This is a genomic window from Aliikangiella litoralis, assembly GCF_052495765.1.
Genome location: NZ_CP199292.1, coordinates 5,397,520 through 5,417,883, shown reverse-complemented (window position 1 = coordinate 5,417,883; position 20,364 = coordinate 5,397,520). Strand labels below are relative to the sequence as shown.

General features: G+C 36.1%; 19 protein-coding genes. 13 read left to right on the top strand and 6 right to left on the bottom strand.

The annotated features are described in order from the left end of the window. Positions 1 to 3: 3 nt before the first annotated feature. The gene (locus ACT5E3_RS22640; RefSeq protein WP_444995834.1) at positions 4 to 159 is read left to right on the top strand and encodes a hypothetical protein; all 156 of its coding nucleotides are present in this window, start codon (positions 4 to 6) and stop codon (positions 157 to 159) included. 415 nt (positions 160 to 574) lie between these two features. Continuing rightward, on the top strand, positions 575 to 2,152 hold the full coding sequence (locus ACT5E3_RS22635; protein WP_444995833.1) for a tetratricopeptide repeat protein: 1,578 nt from the start codon (positions 575 to 577) through the stop codon (positions 2,150 to 2,152). A gap of 113 nt (positions 2,153 to 2,265) precedes the next feature. On the opposite strand, the gene ACT5E3_RS22630 is transcribed toward ACT5E3_RS22635, so the two are convergent. After that, positions 2,266 to 2,961, bottom strand: a complete 696-nt coding sequence (locus ACT5E3_RS22630) for a phosphoglycolate phosphatase (protein ID WP_444995832.1) — start codon at positions 2,959 to 2,961, stop codon at positions 2,266 to 2,268. 492 nt (positions 2,962 to 3,453) lie between these two features. Between ACT5E3_RS22630 and ACT5E3_RS22625 the strand changes: the two genes are divergently transcribed. The 4 genes from ACT5E3_RS22625 (at position 3,454) to ACT5E3_RS22610 (ending at position 8,015) form a co-directional block, all read left to right on the top strand. Then, the gene (locus ACT5E3_RS22625; RefSeq protein ID WP_444995831.1) at positions 3,454 to 5,067 is read left to right on the top strand and encodes an NAD(P)/FAD-dependent oxidoreductase; all 1,614 of its coding nucleotides are present in this window, start codon (positions 3,454 to 3,456) and stop codon (positions 5,065 to 5,067) included. A 24-nt stretch (positions 5,068 to 5,091) separates the two neighbouring features. Next, the gene (locus ACT5E3_RS22620) at positions 5,092 to 6,054 is read left to right on the top strand and encodes an L-tyrosine/L-tryptophan isonitrile synthase family protein (RefSeq protein ID WP_444995830.1); all 963 of its coding nucleotides are present in this window, start codon (positions 5,092 to 5,094) and stop codon (positions 6,052 to 6,054) included. A gap of 134 nt (positions 6,055 to 6,188) precedes the next feature. Further along, a complete protein-coding gene (locus ACT5E3_RS22615; RefSeq protein WP_444995829.1) occupies positions 6,189 to 6,974 on the top strand; it encodes a TauD/TfdA dioxygenase family protein in 786 nt (261 codons plus the stop codon). A 30-nt stretch (positions 6,975 to 7,004) separates the two neighbouring features. Then, on the top strand, positions 7,005 to 8,015 hold the full coding sequence (locus ACT5E3_RS22610) for a sulfite exporter TauE/SafE family protein (protein ID WP_444995828.1): 1,011 nt from the start codon (positions 7,005 to 7,007) through the stop codon (positions 8,013 to 8,015). 83 nt (positions 8,016 to 8,098) lie between these two features. Here the strand turns inward: ACT5E3_RS22610 and ACT5E3_RS22605 are convergent, their stop codons facing one another. Next, positions 8,099 to 9,250, bottom strand: a complete 1,152-nt coding sequence (locus tag ACT5E3_RS22605) for a murein hydrolase activator EnvC family protein (RefSeq protein ID WP_444995827.1) — start codon at positions 9,248 to 9,250, stop codon at positions 8,099 to 8,101. A gap of 70 nt (positions 9,251 to 9,320) precedes the next feature. Continuing rightward, entirely contained in the window at positions 9,321 to 10,835 is a 1,515-nt protein-coding gene (gene gpmI, locus ACT5E3_RS22600) for a 2,3-bisphosphoglycerate-independent phosphoglycerate mutase (RefSeq protein WP_444995826.1), read from the bottom strand. 209 nt (positions 10,836 to 11,044) lie between these two features. Between gpmI and ACT5E3_RS22595 the strand changes: the two genes are divergently transcribed. The 7 genes from ACT5E3_RS22595 to ACT5E3_RS22565 all read left to right on the top strand — a co-directional run bounded on the left by ACT5E3_RS22595 (position 11,045) and on the right by ACT5E3_RS22565 (position 17,300). Continuing rightward, positions 11,045 to 13,312, top strand: coding sequence for a serine/threonine-protein kinase (locus ACT5E3_RS22595; RefSeq protein WP_444995825.1), 2,268 nt, complete (start codon positions 11,045 to 11,047; stop codon positions 13,310 to 13,312). 30 nt (positions 13,313 to 13,342) lie between these two features. Beyond that, positions 13,343 to 14,089, top strand: coding sequence for a Stp1/IreP family PP2C-type Ser/Thr phosphatase (locus ACT5E3_RS22590; RefSeq protein WP_444995824.1), 747 nt, complete (start codon positions 13,343 to 13,345; stop codon positions 14,087 to 14,089). Between the two features lie 83 nt (positions 14,090 to 14,172). Beyond that, positions 14,173 to 14,520 carry an FHA domain-containing protein gene (locus ACT5E3_RS22585; protein ID WP_444995823.1) on the top strand — a complete coding sequence of 116 codons (348 nt, stop codon included), beginning with the start codon at positions 14,173 to 14,175 and terminating at the stop codon, positions 14,518 to 14,520. A gap of 174 nt (positions 14,521 to 14,694) precedes the next feature. Next, on the top strand, positions 14,695 to 15,117 hold the full coding sequence (locus tag ACT5E3_RS22580) for a rhodanese-like domain-containing protein (protein ID WP_444995822.1): 423 nt from the start codon (positions 14,695 to 14,697) through the stop codon (positions 15,115 to 15,117). Between the two features lie 109 nt (positions 15,118 to 15,226). Then, positions 15,227 to 15,739, top strand: a complete 513-nt coding sequence (gene secB / locus ACT5E3_RS22575) for a protein-export chaperone SecB (RefSeq protein ID WP_444995821.1) — start codon at positions 15,227 to 15,229, stop codon at positions 15,737 to 15,739. 12 nt (positions 15,740 to 15,751) lie between these two features. Then, positions 15,752 to 16,765, top strand: a complete 1,014-nt coding sequence (locus ACT5E3_RS22570) for an NAD(P)H-dependent glycerol-3-phosphate dehydrogenase (protein ID WP_444995820.1) — start codon at positions 15,752 to 15,754, stop codon at positions 16,763 to 16,765. A gap of 67 nt (positions 16,766 to 16,832) precedes the next feature. Then, on the top strand, positions 16,833 to 17,300 hold the full coding sequence (locus ACT5E3_RS22565; RefSeq protein ID WP_444995819.1) for a tRNA (cytidine(34)-2'-O)-methyltransferase: 468 nt from the start codon (positions 16,833 to 16,835) through the stop codon (positions 17,298 to 17,300). An 18-nt stretch (positions 17,301 to 17,318) separates the two neighbouring features. Here the strand turns inward: ACT5E3_RS22565 and ACT5E3_RS22560 are convergent, their stop codons facing one another. The 3 genes from ACT5E3_RS22560 to glnL form a co-directional block, all read right to left on the bottom strand. Further along, positions 17,319 to 17,816, bottom strand: a complete 498-nt coding sequence (locus tag ACT5E3_RS22560; RefSeq protein WP_444995818.1) for a hypothetical protein — start codon at positions 17,814 to 17,816, stop codon at positions 17,319 to 17,321. Positions 17,817 to 17,885: 69 nt separating this feature from the next. Then, complete coding sequence (ntrC, locus tag ACT5E3_RS22555; RefSeq protein WP_444995817.1) at positions 17,886 to 19,280, bottom strand: nitrogen regulation protein NR(I); 1,395 nt, start codon at positions 19,278 to 19,280, stop codon at positions 17,886 to 17,888. Then, a complete protein-coding gene (gene glnL, locus ACT5E3_RS22550; protein WP_444995816.1) occupies positions 19,261 to 20,343 on the bottom strand; it encodes a nitrogen regulation protein NR(II) in 1,083 nt (360 codons plus the stop codon). Before glnL ends, ntrC begins: the two co-directional genes overlap by 20 nt. Positions 20,344 to 20,364: the final 21 nt, after the last annotated feature.

Below are 20,364 nucleotides of genomic sequence, written 5' to 3'. Positions count from 1 at the left end.
TAAATGAATATTACAATTCTTGCTAATCGCGATCTTGCTAGCAATTTGGCTCTTAATTATTGGTTACCTGAGTTAACTCAGCATAATCTAACAGTATTTCTCTCAGATGTGGTTGGCAATGCGCCGTTATCACATTTGAGCGAAATAATAGCTATTTAGAAAATGTACTTAATTTATATTCAACTGCCTGCAAAAATATTATTAGTGCCATTCAAGAGGTTAATCTTCTGGGGCAGTTGAATTTAAAACCACAGCAAGGTAATGGTCAGTCTTATTTGGGGGGGAGTAAAGTATTGACTTGACATACATGTTCAATGGTTAAAAAGCCCAAAGGGATATTTTGTCATAGTAATATTAATTTAAGTTTTTCAAAAAAGTGTTGTAAATAATATAATTTTATTCATAAAGTTAAAATTGACGACTTCCTGATGATTTAGCTGGAGTAGTTTAAGTTGTTGTGATGAAACGCGTTTTTACCTGCTACTGTGATAGGTGACTAGTTTTGGGTGTTGAGTTGGTCTGTGTTATAATTTGTAGTCTTTCTAAGACTATTTAAAATTTAAAAGGGATTTTAATGAAAGCTTTTCTACTGTTAATTGCAACGCTATTATTTTTGCCTTCGCTAGATGCTCAAGTTTATAAGTGGGTCGATGAAAGTGGTAAAATACATTATAGCGATAAACCGCCTAAAAAAGAAAAAACTACCCAGCTGACATCAATACCAAGTGCCAATAGTAATCAGTATGGGGTTACATTGGGATCTGAAAAAACGCTCAAGTTGAAGCGGTTGTTTAAACAAAAGGCTTTTAAACAACTTAATGTTGAACTGGAGCAATTACATAATGAGATAAAGTCTGATATCAGAAAAGAGTATCAAGTTTTAAAAATTTATACTGCTTTTGAGTTTGCTGATATTAAATTAAAACCTGTTTTTGACTTATGGATTAAAGAAAGTCCTAATGCTTTTCAACCCTATCTTGCCAGGGCCTATTTCTATCATCGGTTAGGGTGGAACTCTCGTGGTTTCAAGTATGCTAATAAAACAAAGCGTTCACAGTTTAAAGCGATGAGACAGTATTTTTCCAAGGCTCAAACTGATCTTAACAAAGCATTGAATTTTAATCAGAAGTTATCGAATGCTTACTGCTTATTGATAGCGATTAAATCGACTGTTGGTGATAAAAAAGGGGGAGCAGATACGCTTAATTATGCGCTATCAATTATCCCTGAATCTTATGTTGTTAGATTACTTTATATGGATTTTTTACGTCCACGTTGGGGTGGTTCTTATGTGGAAATGAAAAATTTTGCTAGTGAAGCACAGAAGTACTCATTTAAAAATCCAATGTTGAAACTGTTAAAAGGTGCTCATTGGATTGATCAAGGAGAAATTTTTGTGAGTAAAAAACAGTATGAGAAAGCTGAACAATTATTTACTCAAGCATTAAGCTTTGGTGAGGAACCGCAGCTTTTATTTAAAAGAGGAAAAAATTATTATCGGCTGGGGAACTATCAAAAAGCAATTAATGATTTAAATAGAGCCATTAATTTGCTGGCTAATGATGAAGACTTCTATTATTGGCGTTCAAAAGTATTGAGTAAACTTAATAATTTTTCTGCTGCTTTTGATGATATTCAAATGGCTTATCAGCTAAATCCTTATGAGCAAAGGATTAACAAAGTTCGTCAACAATTAACTAGTGCTATTGGCGTACCTGGTACAGGAAGTATTAGAGAGAAAGAAGCGTCACTTAAAATTAGTCAAATCAACCAGAAGCTTCAAAACCAACCTGACGAAGAAAAGTTATATGTGAAAAGAGCTAAATTATTTTTCGAAAAGAAAAATTATATAAGAGCAGAAAAAGATCTCATAAAGTTAATAGAAATAGACCCTCAAAACTTTGAATACTATTTAATGATGGATTGGACGTTATTTAAACAAAGCAAGTTATCTCAAATCCTTGATTATTGGAAGCAGTATTTAATTTACAAACCCAATGATAGTCGAGCATATTATGAACGTGCCGGTACTTATGGGCATTTACAGAATTTTTCTGCTGCGCTGGATGATATTAATAGAGCCATTGATTTAGGACATAAAGGTGCGGAAAAATTGAGACGTAAGTTTTTAAAGAAAGTTAATCATCAATAGCGCTAAATGCACACTGGCAGTGTGCATAACAAAGTTAAAAGATATCAATTCAAATAGTCTTTGAACTGACTGATGTCATCCAATAATTTTTCTATCAAGTTGGTTATGTTCACTTACCCAAAGATTTCAGTTAAGTTATCTACGATTAAATCAGGAGATAGTTCTTCTATAGAAAGTCCGTGGTTGTATCCGTAGTTGACTGCGACAACTGGGCAACCTGCTCTTTGTGCAGCATAGATATCATTGCTTGAATCTCCAATCATTAACCCGTTAGATAAAGGTAAATTTAATTGATTAGCAGCATGTTTTAGTGGAAGTGGAGATGGTTTTTTTTCGGCAAGTGAGTCTCCACCTAATATTAAATCGAAGTAGTCTATGATATTCAGTTTTTCCAAAAGGGGTATAGTAAATTCTATTGGTTTATTTGTAATTAGTGTAAGAGATATCCTTGTTTGTCCTAATTTGTTTAGTGTTTCCAATGCTCCAGGGTATAAATAAGATTCTGAACAAAGGTGTTGTCGATAAGCTCTCATAAATAATGCCAGTGCATCAGCAAATAAAAGTTCATATTTGTTTTTATTGGGCACTATATTATCGCTTAAAGCCCTTTTTACTAGCATTGGTACACCGTTCCCTATCCAGTTACGAACTTTTTCTTCAGGTTGACTGGTACGGCCTAATACTCCAAGCATTGAGTTTAAAGCTAGTGTTATATCAGGCAGGCTGTTCACTATCGTTCCATCGAGATCAAAGCCAACCCAGTCAGGCGCTAACTTTGCAAACTTATTTTTTATCAAGGTATTAAACATGATTTTTCCGTTGGGGGTTTAAGAAGGTTTAAGAGCAAAATAATACAAAAGTTAATGCTATTGCATGAAAAGTAATTGCTCTGATAATAAAAAATTATTATTTGGCCAGCGCTTTACGTTAACTACATGACTTTGCCGAAGATGAATTTATCATATAAAAATGACTAAAAAGTTGAACCTGTAGAAATAATTAACAAATTATTTTGTAACAAGTGTGTGAGTTTTAGATTGTTGAGATTATAGGGAATATTACCGTGAACTTACGGTTAAAGTGAGACTGAATTATCAAAAATAAAAGATTGATGATGTTAAAGTTTAAATATCTTAGATGGTATCTCAAATTGTATCTTGGTTTTTGTGTTGCTGATATAGAATATCAAAACTAAGTATTAATTTTATGAAACACTGATAAGGCAATCCAATTACCAGTACTCATTAATTAAAAATAAAAAATTAATAATGCAAAATGAAATAATTTCAATGGAGAAATTTATGCAAGATTTAACTTATGATGTGGCAATTGTTGGTGCATCTATGGCAGGTAGTTGTTTAGCTAGGCAGTTAAAACTAAAACGACCTGAACTTAAAATTATTGTGCTTGATAGAAAAAATGAATTTGATAGTTGGGTAGGTGAGTCTACTTTAGAAACATTTTGGGATTATGCCGCCAATGATTTAAAGCTAGGATATTACTTAGACTGTCATCACCTTTATAAACATGGTTTGCGCTTTAGCTTTGACACGTTAGATAAAAATTTAAAAATCTCAGAAATGAGTGAGTTAAGTCGCAAGTGGTTCCATTTTATACCTGCTCATCAACTTAATAGACAAAAGTTTGATAATGATATTTGTCGAATGAATCAAGAGATTGGTATTGATGTACGCCTTGGTTGTACGGTTAAAGATATTTTAATTGATGCAGAAAAAGGTCATAAAATTTCAACCTCAAAAGGAACAATAGATTGTCGCTACTTAGTTGATGCTGCAGGTTTTGCTGCGCCTTTAGGCAAAAAAATGGAGCTCATTCAGTCACTTGATGAACGTCACCCAGTTGCGTCTCATTGGGGACGTTTTAAGAATATTAAGTTGATCGATCACCAAGGTGATGAGCAATGGCGAGAGAGAACAAATTTCACTAGCCGGGCACTTGCAACAAATCACTTTATGTACAAAGGATATTGGATTTGGTTAATTCCCCTTGACTATGAAACTTTTAGTATTGGTGTAACCGTTAAAACCGATATGGTTGATATTACTTTAAAAGGAGAACAGGAATTTATTGAATTTCTGCAATCACATGCATGTATGAAAGAGCTATTGGGCGAGCAGTTTGAGCTATTAGATTATAAGTCTATGAAAAAACTATCGCGTCAATCGAAGCAAAGTTTTTCTTCAGAGCGCTGGTTTATGACAGGTATGTCATCTGCATTTTTAGAGCCTATGCTATCACCTGGTTCTGCTTACCTTACCGATGCAAACCGGATGATTGGTGATTTAATTGAAACTGATTTAACTGGTGATAAAGAAACATTTGAAGGTAAAGTGAAAGCTTACAATGCCTATTTAAAACTTTGGTTTGAAGGGTTTTTCTTGCATATTTCAGGTAATTATCATGGTAGTTATGAAGTAACCAAAGTGCATTTGGAAGCACTGTTAATGCATTGGTATGGCTTAATTTTACCAACCTCTTATGCTCGAGCATATGGCTATTGTCCTTCGATGAATCATTTGTCTCAAGAAGCGCATGACGAAAAAATGGTTAATATGGTTAGAGAGTCAGGTATTAGCAAAATTAACCGAATAAAAAATGAATTTCTGGAAATGATTAAGGGACAGGAAAATAGAAAAAACCAAGGAGAGTTTTATGACATTGAATTGAGTAAAGATTTGATGAAACATGCAAAGAACAGGGGAGCTACATTAGATGAAAATGCCATTATGAAATTAGATCATGACATGTTGAGTGTGATGTATCGCGGCTTTTTGCGTGGTTTGTCTGATATAGAAAATCTAGGTGTTTCAGATGAAAAATTACACCATGTTGTTGAAATGTCAATTCAAGACGATCTGACATTAACTCAAGCGTTTCATTATTTGCGCAATTAAACTTAACAGAAAGAGAATTTAACAATGAATAGTGAACTAGTCGTTCAGAAAAAATTATCATCATCTGTGGAAGTGGCAACTAATATAATTAAGCTTATTTTTGCTCGTCGTAGATTATTACCTATTAAAGAAAGTGTTGCTTTCAGCGAACAAGCCGAACCACATTTAGATAATATTATTAATTGTGTAGAGCATGAAAAGCCAATTAAATTGATTTTACCTGCTTTTCCTGTGAAGTCTCCTAACCGTCGAAAAACGTTAAGCCATTTACCGGATTATGGTGAGTTTCTGGCAATGACTCGTTTAGTTGATTTATGCAAAGAAATTGAGAATATTTATTCTCCAGGAGCTAAGCTGATTATTTGTTCTGATGGTCGTGTTTTTGCTGATGTTATCCATGTTTCCGATAGTCATGTTACTGAGTATGGAAATGCAATAAAAGCTTATGCAATGGAGCACTTAACAGGTTATATCGAGTTTTATAATTTAGATAATGTCTATGAAAAGGTGGATGATTTTGCAATGCTTCGAGAGGAATTGATGATTCAATATGGCGAGTCATGGATTTCTCTTCGCCGCAGAATTAAAAATGAACGTGAGGCTTCAACTATGTATTTGGGAATTACAAAGTTTATGCTGGAAGATTTTTCTGGGATAGAAAAATTTTCCCAATTAAGTCGCACAGCATTACAAAAAAAAGCCAAGTTAGCTGCTTATCGTGTTATTCAAAGAAGCAATGCATGGAGTCGCCTGTTAAAAAAACACTTTCCAGAAGCGGTTCGTCTTTCAATTCATCCTCAATACTTGGTGTCCGAAAAAATAGGTATTTCAATGCTCACTGAAAATGATGTTTGGACAACACCTTGGCATTCCGTAGTAGTAAAACATAAGGAAGAGATTATGCTATTACCTAAAGAAGAAGCTGAAAAATTAGGTTGTGTACTTGTTTATGCCGATGGCAAGCCGAGTCACTTTGAGAAAATGTAATAATAAAATAGTCTGATTTTAAATAGCAAATTTATTTTTAATTGCTGGTTACTCCTGATGAAAATTTTATTTTATGGGGTAAGCGTGCAGAATAATTTTGTATTGATTATTGGCACTCGAATATTGAGAGAGTTATGAATACAGTTAAAAATCCATTTTTTGGTTTAATCATTCATGCGAAAAATGATCGATCTTTATTGTCATTAGAGCCAAATGTTTTAGAAAAGGAGATCTTGGAACATGGTTTAGTGATTTTTCGAGGTTTTTTATCGATGAATAATGATGAAATGTCTAGTTTTTGTCGGCAGTTTGGCGACTTGCTTGAATGGGATTTTGGACATGTGCTTGAATTGCAAATAAGAGCTAATCCAGAAAATCATATTTTTAGTCAAGGCAGAGTTGAGTTGCATTGGGATGGGGCTTTTGCATCGGCTGTGCCAAGGTTTAACTTTTTTCAATGCATTGAAGGAAGTGCTGAAGCTGGTGGCGGTGAAACAACATTTTTGAATACAGTTAAATTTCTAGAATCTTTACCATTAGATCAAATTTCAGAATTTAAAAAATTGACTATTCGCTATGAGACGGAAAAGAAAGCTCACTATGGTGGAGTGATACAAACACCACTGGTGAGCGAACATCCTATCACTAAAGAACTACGCATGCAGTTTATCGAACCTTTCAATGAAGATAATGTAGAGGTGAATCCGGTTAATACCCAGATTGTTGGCATGGAGCGAGAAAAAAGCGATGCTTTGTTAAAACAGATAGTTGCGTTTTGTTATAACTCCCAATTTTTTTATGATCATCAATGGAATAAAGGGGACTATTTATTAGTTGACAATCATGCAAATTTACATGGTAGAAGGCGATTTCAAGGGCAAGGATTAAACCGAACTTTGAAACGAATTCATATACTGTAGTGTTACATTATTTTTCTTCCGAGGTGATTTTTGCAATATCAAAAGGTGCGACTTTGGGTATACCCTATATGTCTGTTGGTTGGTCTTGTGAGTTGGTGTGGGGTGGTATCTAGTCTTGAAGTATCACATCTTTGGGTTAACTTTTGGGCAAGCGGTCTGACGATGTTATTTGGTTCATTTGTCGCAGGCTCGACTCCTTTAGGTGGTGGAGCAGTGGCTTTTCCTGTTTTTACTAAGCTCTTTTTTATTGAAGCAGAACAAGCCAAATTATTTTCGTTATTTATCCAGTCTATTGGAATGAGTTTTGCCGCAATTTTATTTTATAGCTTAAATATTAAAATTGTATGGAGATGGATATTGCTATTATTACCAGGTAGTTGCTTAGGATTATGGTTAGGATTAATTTATTTTTCTTTTGATGGTGGTACTATTAAGTTGTTATTTAGTCTATTTGCTCTTGTTACTGGAGTTTTTTTGATTAAAACTCATGCTACTGCCAGGCAACAGAATAATGAATTGCAAAAAATATCAAGTTGGCTGATTTTTTCTATAGGTTTACCCGCTGGAATATTTACTTCTTTGATTGGCTCTGGTGCAGATACTTTGCTTTTTTTTATTTTAGTGGTTATTTTTAAAACCAATGCTCGAAGTATTATTCCGACAACCGTGACCTATATGGCAATGTGTTCCATTGTTGGGACTATTATTACTTTATTTCGCCAGGATACGATTATTTCTGAGTTTGTTCTTAACAGTTGGCTTGTTGCTGCTCCTGTTGTTGCAATTGGCGCGCCTCTAGGCGGGTATGTCATGAGTCGAATTAACTCTGCTCAACTTTTAGTTTTAATTTGCTCGGTTATCTGGGTTGAAGCGATATCTACATTGCTATTTGTTCAACTTGATTTATTAGAAAAGTTATTGCTTATAGGAGGAATTATTTTTGGAGTGATTTACTTTATCTACCAGTTAAAAGTGTTAAAATGTTTATCACTGACTGTTTTTACCAGCAAAGCTGAATCAACAAGTTCGCCAATACTTTAGAATAAAGTATTCGGAGAGAGTTTTTGGGTGGTGTTGAGCAAAGGGATTTGAGAAAACCTTAAGGCTTTATATCAATTTGCACTTTATTTACCAAACCAACGCTTTGGATTAAAAGGTTTACCCTGATGTCTTAATTCAAAGTACAGACCTGGTTGTTGTTTACCACCACTTTGCCCCACTGTTGCTATTGACTCTCCTGATTCTACCCAATCTCCAACCTGTTTATAAAGGGCTTGATTGTAACCATAAAGACTCATATAACCTTTACCATGGTCAATAATAACGAGTAAACCAAACCCTCTTAACCAATCAGCATAAACGACACGCCCATAATGTATGGCATTGACTGCTTTACCTTCTTTTGCACCAATAACAACTCCGTTGCTTTTTAGTCCTTCTTCTAGGCGGCTACCATAGCGTTGTATTGTTTTTCCTTTGGTTGGCCAGCGTAACTTTCCTTTTAATGATCTCAAACCATCAAGCGGTTGAGAGAAGTCAATTTTATCTATAGCTTCGCGTACAGAGTCAATTAATTCTTGAAGCTCTTTGGCATTAATTTGTAACTCTGTAAGTTTCTGAGTTTTTGACTTTATTTCTTTTGCCAAAGTATCGACCAATTTTTTGCGCTTGGATTTTAGTTTTGTTAATTTGTTCGTTTCTTGTTCTTTAGAATTTTTTAGTAGAGTCAGTTGACGAATTTCTTTCTGAATAGCAACATCAATATTTTCCAGTTCTTTGATGGTTTGTTGTAATTTAGCCATTTTTTGGCTGCGGGCTTTATTCATGTAGTCGTAATAAACTAACATGCGACCAAGTGCTTCAGGATCTTCTTGATTAAGTAATAGTTTTATATATTCCTGTCGTCCATTAATAAAGGCTGATCTGACTTGTTGGGCCAAAGCTGCTTTTTGTTGGCGTTTGTTTTTATCAAGGTTTTTTTGTTGTCTACGCAAACGCTTTAATTCGCTTTCTTTACGGGTAAGCTTTCGATTTGTTGAGCGAAGAATCTTGGTTGCGGTGGCTATTTTTTTTTCGGTGCTTTTTAAGTTTGATATGGCCTTATTTTGTTGCTTTTGTTTTGACTTTAAATTTCTTTGGAGTTTTTGTATTTCTTTTTTAAGCTGAGATAATTCTTGCTTGTTTTTTTCTGAATCTTTAGGGGTTGCATGCGATAGATTAGTTAATACCACTATAAAAGCACAAAGTAATATGTATTTTCCAAGCTTAAAAATCAATCGATTGCCTACTTTATTTGTTTTTTAGTTGTTATATTGCTATGTAGAGGGAGTTGTAAACTCCCACTCGTTATTGAGTTATATCCATTAATGGTGTTCCTGTCATTTCTTTCGGTATAGGCAGTCCTGCTATCGCTAATAAACTGGGTGCAACGTCAGACAAAACTCCTTTAGTTTTAGTTGGTGTTGCTTGTCGACCAACATAAACTAAAGGTACAAGAAAGTTGGTGTGCGCTGTGTGTGGTTGACCGGTTTCATGATCGGTCATTTTTTCTGCGTTACCATGATCAGCTGTGATCATAGCTTCACCACCAACTTTTTGTAATGAGTTAATAATACGACCAATGCATGTATCCAAGCAATTAATGGCTTTTACTGTTGCATCAAAGTTTCCAGTATGACCAACCATATCAGGGTTGGCAAAGTTACAAATAATGAAATCATACTTTTTTGATTCTATTGCTGTAATTAAAGTATCTGTTAGTAACGGTGCATTCATTTCTGGTTGTAAATCATAGGTAGCAACTTTAGGGCTGGGAATCAACTCTCTGTCTTCACCTTCAAATGGTGTTTCTACCCCACCATTAAAGAAAAAGGTCACATGCGCATACTTTTCTGTTTCAGCTATTCTCAACTGAGTTTTGCCTAAATCTTGTAAATGTTCTCCGAGAACTTTGGGCAAAGGGACTGGCTCAAAAGCTGATGTGGTTTGGATATTGGCTGCATATTGAGTCAGCATAATAAAATTAACGTCTAATTGAGGACGTTCAAAACCATCAAACTCTTTTTCAACGAATGCTCTGGTGAGTTCTCTGGCTCTATCGGCACGGTAATTCATGAAAATAACGGTATCACCGGATTGAATTGGTACACTTTCTCCAATAATAGTCGGTTTGACAAACTCATCCTTGTCACCCCGTTCATACGAATCTTGTAATGCTTGTTGAGCCGAGCTTGCGACAAAATCAGATTGGCCTGTTGTTATGCAGTGGTAAGCTTGTTGAACTCTATCCCAGCGTTCATCTCTATCCATAGCATAATAACGCCCGGATATACTAGCAATTCTGCCCGTGGTTAACTCTTCAATTGCTTGTATATATTGTGAAGCACTTTGTGGAGGAGTATCTCGGCCATCTAAAAAAGCATGTAAATAGAGTTTTGTTGCTCCTTTTTCAGCGGCAAGCTTGAGTGCTGCTTTTATATGATCAATGTGGCTATGTACTCCGCCATCGGACAGTAGCCCCATAATGTGAACGGCTTTGCCTTTAGTGACTGCGCTTTCTATTGCTGAGACTATTGCTTTATTGGTTTGAAACTCACCATCATCAATCGCTTTACTTATTCGGCTAAAATCTTGATAAACCACTCGGCCCGAGCCTAAATTTAAATGGCCAACTTCTGAGTTGCCCATTTGTTCATGCGGAAGTCCAACATCTTCTCCTGAACCTGATATGAGTGTATGCGGATAGGTTTGCCATAAATTGTCCCAAACTGGTGTATCTGCGGCCATAATTGCATTTGAGTCAGGAGATTCACTATATCCCCAGCCGTCCATAATGATGAGTGCTATTGGTCTTTTTTGCATTGTTACTTCTATAAAATTAGTGAGTCGTTAATTTGTATTAGATTATACACGAATTCCTTAAGATGTGATTTATTGCTAAACTCAGATTTGGACATGAGTATATACTTAATAGTGGTTTAGTCTGTAGATTCTTCAATGCTCTTGTCGGTATACTAAACTCGGCTAAAATAATAATAATGAGATTGAATGGAACAAGGCAAAAAATCCCTATGAAGCATGAATTACTTCCTATCCATAAAACTGGCTGGTTTTATTTGCTGCTTTTACTTTGGATAGGTTTAGGGTGGTATTCCGTTGAGGGTGGGTTTAATTGGCTAAACCAGACTAACCGTGAATATTTGTATCAAACATTTCCCGACTTAAAATCAAATTCGCAGCTCATTCGGTTAGGGACACCTTTTACAAAGGCTGGTTTTACCAATATTACTGAAGTTTTAGAAAAGTATAAGGAAACCCCTGTTGTTTTTTTAGGCGATTTATCACCGAGTTTTAAGCTGCGCTTACAAAAATACCTTAAAGCTCAACCTCGCGATGGTAAAGTTATTTTGGCAACAGGCAATGTTTCGTCAGCGCTCAATATTGATGAAAATGAGTTAGTGCATAATTGGATTGTTAAAGGGATTAATCAAATCAGGTATCCATCTCATATTCAAATGAAGCATCTAACTTCTAATCAAGTTATTTATTCTCCGCTAATGGTTGATCAACAAGGTGGAATTCCCTTAATTTGGCGAGATCAAAATGGAACCTATTTAACTTTAATAGGTGAAGCAATAAGGCAAACCAAATTGGGTTTGTCCTCAAATATAAAGGTTGGCTGGCATTTAGAGCTCGATTCACCCCAAATGAGATGGCCATTAGGAATAAACGGTGTTGTTTATAGTGCTGGTCCATTAACCTTACCACTCAAGATTAAAACGTTTGTTACTACAAAAAACACTGTTCCCCCACGCTTAATTGTTTTTGATAATAACGCTTTTGAGTATGCGGATAATGTTGTTAGAACTGCCGAACGACTATTAGAGCAAAGGTATCTTTACCAAAATATACTAGTTAAGTTTATTCAATGGTTTGTGTTGTTGATTGGGCTCGCTATAGTGTGGTTTTTACGCCATTTAAAAATACGCTACCAGAGTCTTTATTTAATCATTTTTGGAATCGTGTTAGCGGTTTGTCAATATATCGCATTTACTCAAATGCTGTGGTTGTCAGTGATCCCTTCAATGATTATTGTGTTTTCGTCTTGGCTGGTAATACTGGCTTATCGAAAAGAGGCTGCTATTGTTGATTTGCTTAGCGAAAAGCACAACCAACTTTTGGGAGAGTCTTTACCAATCTTCTATGGTTCTCAAACATTTGAAAAACTTGAAGTTTATTTGGAGCAGACCAAGCCTAATCAAGATTTAATTAATAAAGCATTTGATATTGCCCTTCAGGCTGAGTCTAAAAATCAATTAACACTTGCACAAAAAATTTATCGTTGGATTCAGAGTAGCGGTATTAAACACCCGGAAAGTTTATCTAAGCTGGAAGAATTTGAACAGAGAGTTTCTAATGAGTCTTTAGATAGTACGCTTGTTATCGCTCCTGGTCAATCTAGTCCAGGGCTGCTGTCTATGCCTAACTATCAGGTTGAAAGTTTTGGTCGATATAAAGTTGAAGGTGTGTTGGGCAAAGGAGCTATGGGGATTGTTTTTCAAGGCGTTGATCCTAAGATTAATCGACATGTTGCGATTAAAACATTGCAGTTATCTCACGATGCTGGTGGTGTTGAATTTGAGGAAACAAAAGCCCGCTTTTTCCGTGAAGCTGAAACAGCAGGCAATTTAAGTCATGCAAATATTGTCACAATTTATGATGTTGGGGATGAAGGTGATTTAGGTTATATCGCAATGGATTTGCTAACCGGTGCGCCGCTATCGGAATTTATTAAACCTGATACGTTGTTACCACCTTCGTTAGTTTACCAGTTAATGATACAAATTACAGATGCGCTGGATTATGCCCACCGACAGAATGTGGTTCATCGAGATATAAAGCCTGCGAATATTATCTATGATGACGATACTCAACGCGTAACCTTAACCGACTTTGGTATCGCATGTGTAGCAGATAAAAGTAAAACGCGAACTGGAACAATAATGGGTAGTCCTTATTACATGTCTCCAGAACAAGTGCTTGGTAAAAGAGTTGATGGTCGTAGTGATATTTTTAGTCTGGGTATCACGCTCTATCAATTGTTGAGTGGACACTTACCATTTGAAGGTGAGTCGATTGCTAGTGTTGCTTATCGTATTACTAAGTCAAGGCCTACTGCATTAAAGAATTGGAATACTAAACTACCGAGTAGTGCTATTCGAATTACTAATAAAGCGATGAATAAGGAAATAGAAAAGCGCTTTCAAACAGCACAAGAATTTAAGCTGGCTTTAATTAATGCATTGAAGCGAGACTTTAAGAAGGCTCCTCTTGTATAGGGCAATATAAAGTCAAATAAAGGAATGAGTGTGAATTTTAAATGTGAAAAAATTAGTGTGACAGGAAATTTTCGCTCGAATAATGAGGATGCAATTGCTTGTTGTGAAAATGAGAACAAAAAGATATTTTGGATGGTTATTGCTGATGGCATGGGAGGGCATAAGGCAGGTGAAGTTGCCAGTGAAATGTTTGTTGAAGAGGTTAAAGAGCAATTTGGACGGGTTGAAGAACAGGAAGAAATTAACTGGAATGAGTGGCTTCTTAATACGATAGAGACAGCTAATTTACATATTTTTGATACTGCGGAAAAAAATCCTGAGTTACAAGGAATGGGTACGACTGGCGTTGTACTTATTTGCCAAGCAACACGGTATTACGTTGCCTGGGTTGGTGATTCTAGAGCTTATTTATGGCGAAGTAATCAAATTAAGCAAATGACACAAGATCATACTGCAATACAGTATTTGCTGGATAAAGGCGCAATTAGTAAAAAAGAAGCAGAACGCTCGAATACTAAGCATATTCTTGCTAAAGCGATTGGTATTAAGGCATCTGTTGAAGTAGATATTGTGACTGGGAAGCTTCAAGCAGAAGATGTATGGTTGTTGTCAACCGATGGTATTCATGATTTTTTAACAAGTAAAGAAATTGAGGCTTATATTAAAAAGTTTACTAAACAGAATAATTTAGCGAAAGAACTTGTGGACTTGGCACTGGCCAATGGGAGCACTGATAATTTAACATTTGGTGCAGTGAAAATTGATGATCTGTTATAGTGCCCTCTATAGGAGATAAATAGAACGTTTGGAAGTAATTAGCCAAAATTATATGAAGTAGATAACTGATAGGAGTTATATCAATGGCTTATCTTGCATTAATTGTTGAAGATGTTGTGATTAATAAGTGGGAAATAAGTGAAGAGGTTGTCATTATTGGTCGTGCAAAAGATTGCGATATTCAAATTGACGATCAGTCTGTTAGCTCAAAACATGCCCGTTTGGTTACAGAAACGGATCCCTACATGGATAATGTAAAGGTGTTTTATTTAGAAGATCTAAAAAGCACAAATGGTACTGAGCTTAATAAAAGAAAGGTTAAAAGAGAAAAGGTATTAGATGGCGACTTAATTAAAATTGGTTTTAATGAGTTTCGCTTTGTTGATAGTCACGAAGGCGGTCTGGAAGATACTGCGGTGATCGTCAATTAACTCGGTTTTGATATAGCCGTATGCTTCTGGGGCTGTGATAATAAAAATTATTCGATTGAACTTAGCAAGCTGCTATGTTCCGTAGATTAGCATAGGTGGTGTGTGTATAATGCTCGGCCTCATGTACTATAGAGTATTTTATTTATATTAGAATAATCTAAATAAAGGGTTGTTATGACAGAATTTTATGAATTTGCGATACGGCATTGGGAACTTTCGCTAGGGTGGGTTCTAATAGCAGTATTTTTGCTGATTACCCAAATAAAGCATATGGCGACTGGGCCTAAATCGATAACCACGCAAATATTGACCAACTTAGTCAATAGAGAAGATGCTGTAGTGGTTGATATTCGAGGGCAGGGAGACTTTAATAAAGGGCACATTCAGGGTGCACTAAATGTACCAATGAGCAAAATAAAAGAAAGCACCAAAGACCTTGAAAAATATGAAGGCAGACCCATTATTATGGTCTGCGCTAATGGAATTCAAGTTAATGGTGCATGTGAAACACTGAAAAAGGCAGGTATTGGACCCTTGTATAAACTGGCTGGAGGCATGACTAGTTGGGTAGGCGATAATTTACCTGTTGTAAAATAGCTCTGGTATATAAGTTTTTAAGTGGTGTTCGCTAGAGGTTAGTTGTTCCAATAACCTAAGAAATACTCGTAATGAATTAAAATAATATTGAATATAGAAGAGAGAGATTATGACCGATCAAGTAGATGCAAGCCCAGAAGCAGTGGCTAACGACGAGCAAGCACCACAATATGCGATCCAAAGAATTTATGTAAAAGATATTTCTTTTGAAGCACCTAACTTGCCTGAAATGTTTAGCATAGAATACAAGCCAGAAGTTAAAATGGAAATGAACAGTAAGTCACGTCAGGTGGCGGAAGATCATTTTGAAGTTGTATTGAGCGTGACTTTAAGTGCAGAAGTTGAAGACAAAACCGCATTCTTAGTAGAAGTTCAGCAAGCGGGTTTATTTTTCATCAAAAATTTCAATGAGCAACAAACTCATCAATTATTAGGTGCCGCAGCACCAGAATCTTTATACCCGTATGTCCGTGAAGCTATTTCGAGCTTAATTGGCAAAACAGGATTTCCTGCAATTCAATTGGCACCTGTTAATTTTATGGGGTTATATATGGAAAGAATCCAACAGCAACAAGAAGCTGAAGGTAATATTGAAGCCCCTGCTTCTGAAACTGTTCAATAGTTTCATCTATTAATGTCTGACATTTTAAGTAAACCAATAGCAGTATTGGGAGCTGGTTCTTTTGGTACTGCTTTGGCTATATTACTAGCCAGAAATGGTAATAATACCGTTCTTTGGGGAAGAGATAGTAAACAGGTTGATAGTATTAACCTGGCTAGTGAGAACCAAAAATACTTGCCTGGTGTTAAGCTTCCTGAGAACTTGAAAGTAACATCGAATTTTTCAGAAGCTGTAACAGGCATAGACGATATATTAATATCTACTCCAAGCTATGCTTTTTCTAAAACTCTGGATGCTTTGAAAGCATTAGGAAATCACAATTTAAGAATTGTTTGGGCTTGTAAAGGTCTAGAGCCTGATACGAGTGAGTTTTTAGAAAACCGAGTCATTGAAGTATTGGGTGCTGACCGCCCCAAAGCGGTGTTATCGGGACCGACTTTTGCTAAAGAGTTAGCAATTGGTTCGCCTACGGCAATTACGCTTGGTGCTGATGATGGGCTATTTGCTTCTGATTTAAGTGGCCGATTAGTTAATGATACGTTTCGAATTTATCTGAGTTCTGATTTAAAAGGGGTTCAGTTTGGAGGAGCATTCAAGAATATTGTCGCAATAGGGGCTGGCATTGCTGATGGGCTAGGTTTTGGTGCTAATGCTAGAACAGCACTCATCACGCGAGGTTTGGCTGAAATGATGCGAATGGGTGAGAAGCTTGGTGGAAGAAAGGAAACCTTCACTGGTATGGCAGGGTTAGGTGACTTAATACTCACTTGTACGGATAACCAGTCTCGTAATCGGCGCTTTGGATTGGCAATTGGTAAAGGAGCTTCTATAGATAAAGCTGTAGCAGAAATTGGCCAAGTTGTTGAAGGTGTACGTAATACTAAAGAAGTACGACACTTAGCGGAGGTGCATTCTGTGGATATGCCTGTTTGTCAGGCAATTTATGGCATATTGTATTTAAAACAAGATCCAAAAGTGGCGGCTAAACAATTGTTGACTCGTACGCTGAAAGTTGAGGGAGATTAGTATTTCTCTTTTAAATTTTATGCTCATGAATTCAAGCCGCTTTTCAGCAATAAACTGTTAGATCATTATGTTTCATATTGCTCTCTTTGAACCTCAAATTGCCCCAAACACTGGTAATATTATGCGTTTGGTTGCTAATAATGGGTGTAAGCTTCATTTAATTGAACCGCTAGGGTTTGATTTAGATGAAAAGAAAGTTCGTCGTGCAGGTTTAGATTATCGAGACCTTGATAATACGACTCTCTATCCAGACTTTTTTACCTTTAAAAAGCAAATGTCAGGGGCACGTATTATTGCGTGTACCACCAAAGGTACTCGGTCACACAGCGATATAAAATATCAAGATGGTGATGTCCTCTTATTTGGTGCAGAAACTCACGGGCTTACTCCTGAAGTGATGGATAGTATTCCTCCAGAAATGCGTATTCGAATTCCTATGATGGCAAATAACCGAAGTCTTAATTTATCGAATGCGGTTGCTATTATCAGTTATGAAGCTTGGCGTCAGGTTGATTATAGTGGCGAGTGTCGTTAATTAACCCCATATATGAGGTTAATTATATTTTTCAACAATCTTTTCTATGTTGCGTGAGACTAATTTTCCAGATTCAAACTTAAGAACAACTGCTTCAAACTCTACTCCAGAGTAACCATCTATATCTTTAAAAAAATATTTTCTTTCACTGATACCTAAATTAATATTGTCAGTAAACCAAGTGGCTTTGATTGGCATTGTTTGCCCAAAAAAAAGATCTGACAATTCTAAAAGTGTAATTGAATTTTCAGAGCAAGAGCCTTTTATTATCCTATCTAGCCAGAGTTGCCCATCTCTAAGAGCCCATGTGCCTATATAGCCCCGGTGGTTTGCTGTACTGACTAATGTCGAAGAGATTATTTTTTTTCTGATTTCCTTACTGTTTGGGTGGCTTTCTAAAGGATAAATGTTTAGGGAAAATTTTGTGTGCCCAATAATAAATTCTTCAGGTATCTGTTCAGTAGCACGTGAAATGTTGGCAAGCAATAGTAGTAATAAGCAATTGATAGTACGCATAGAGGAACCTTTGAGTTGTTGCAGTTGAGCAATTGATTAAAAAATAATTTAGCTTTTATTGCTGAAATTTTAGTTTTCTTTTAACTTTCGGGTTAAAGTATTTCTACCCCAGCCGAGTAATTTTGAAGCTTCGGCTTTTTTTCCACTAGTATTTGCTAAAGCTGATTTAATAATGATTTTTTCAAACTCTTGTTGAACCTCAATAAAAACTTGTTCATTGTTTTTGGCTAGCTCAGCATTTAACTTTCTGTTTAAGCGACTTTGCCAGTCTGATGTTATTGTACGGTCTTCTTCTGTTTGTAGTTCTTTTGGAAGATCATGTGGTAGGACTACCTGGCTGTTAGTCATAACAGACAGCCAACGACAGACATTCTCCAATTGTCGTACATTTCCTGACCACGGATAGCTTTGCATGATATCTAGAGCTTCAGGGGATATTTGTTTTTGAGGTTCGATTAACTCTTCTGAAATCTTTTTTAGAAAAAATTCTGCCAGTATTGGAATGTCGTCACTTCTTTCACGTAGAGGAGGTAAATGAAGTGGTATGACGTTAAGTCGATGATAAAGATCTTCTCTAAACTCGCCTCGTTTAACTTTATTTAAAAGGTTTTGATGAGTTGCAGCAATGATTCTAACATCGACTCGTGTGGCTTGCGTTGCTCCTATGCGATAAAAAGTCCCTTCAGAAAGCACACGTAGTAGTCTAGTCTGGGTTTCTAATGGCATATCACCTATTTCATCCAGAAATAATGTGCCGTTGTCGGCTTGTTCAAAACGTCCAAGATAACGACCACTTGCTCCTGTAAATGAACCTTTTTCATGTCCAAATAGCTCAGATTCGATCAAATCTTTTGGTATTGCCGCCATGTTTAATGCAATGAAAGGTGCATTTTTTCTAGGGCTGTGCTGGTGAAGCGCATTGGCGACCAGTTCTTTGCCTGTCCCTGATTCTCCATGCAATAAAACGGTAACATGTGAGTTGGAAAGCCGTCCTATTGCCCTATAGAGATCTTGCATTGAAGCTGATTCCCCAATAATTGAAAATTTGCTTTGTTCTTGAGTTTTTGGATGGTTACCCGCTTGGGAATCTAAAGGTGCTAAAGCTTTGTTTATTATTGTAGAGACTTCATCTAAATCGAATGGCTTTGGTAGATATTCATAGGCGCCTTTTTGATAGGCGTTAACAGCACTATCTAGATCAGAATGAGCTGTCATGATTATAATCGGCATCTTTGGGCACTCTGATTTACATTTCTCTAAAAGTTCCATACCTGTTTTACCTGACATTCGAACATCTGAAATAACTAAATCAAAATCTTGTTGAGAAAGTTGCTCAATAGCTTCCTCAGCAGAAATTGCTTGGGTTACATGATGGCCTAAGTCATTCAGTAATTCATTTAAAACCCAGCGAATGCTATCGTCATCGTCAACAAGTAATAATTTTTTAGGTGTGTTTTGAGTCATTCTCTTTTTCCACAGGTAAATATAAACTGAAACAGGTTTTAGCTGAACGTTTTTCCTGATCGAGGCTGCTGGTTTCAAGATTTTCTACTTCGATAATACCACCATGTCTTTGGACAAGTGATTGAGCAATACTTAAACCAAGGCCGGTTCCGTTTTTGCCGCTGATAGTTGGAAAAAAGATGTCTTTTATCAGCGAAGAGGGTATACCTGAGCCGTTATCTAGTATGTCTATTCTGATAACCTGGCGGTGTTGGATTTTTCCAATTGTATGCTGATGAATAATGCGAGTACGTATTTCTATTGCACCATCAGAGCTAATCGCTTCTGCTGCATTTTTGATTAAATTTAACAAAGCTTGCTGAATTTGTCCTGGAGAAACTCGTAGGTTAGGTAAACTCGGATCATAATTTTTTATGATTTGAATAGGATGTTTTTGTTGTAATAATACTAGTTCAAGAGCTTGTTCGATCAAGATATGCGTATTAATGAATGATTTTTCTTCTGGTTTTGATGGTAGCAATAAACGATCGACTAATTGGCTTAGTCTGTCAGACTCTCGAATAATGATTTGAGAGTATTTATTAGAAAATTGGGAAGGTAACTTTCGTTCTAATAACTGCGCTGCACCTTTTATTCCTCCAAGAGGATTTTTTATTTCATGAGCAAGATTTTTGATTAGGTGATTACTAACCCTACTTTGTTGCTGTAACTCAATATCTTTTCTTATACGCGAGTGATGCTCGTTGGATTGTAATTCAAGTAATGTATATTGTTTATTTTCTTTTTGATAGTTAGAAAGCACAATATTCGTTGTAAGAACGCCGGTCGAGGTTTTAATCTCAATTTCTTCCAGTAAAGCGGTATTTTGTTGTTGGGAAAACCGATCGAGTAAAGCTTGATCAAAATCACCTTTTACTAGCTCAAAAAAGCTTTCGTCTCTAATTTGTTTGCCACTATACCCAAGTAATTGCTCTGCTGATTGGTTCAAGTAAGCAATGTGGTGTTTATTATCAAGTAAAATAATTGCAGTGACGAGCGAATTAATTGATAAAGAAACTGGCATATCATAGTCTTTAACCGAAAA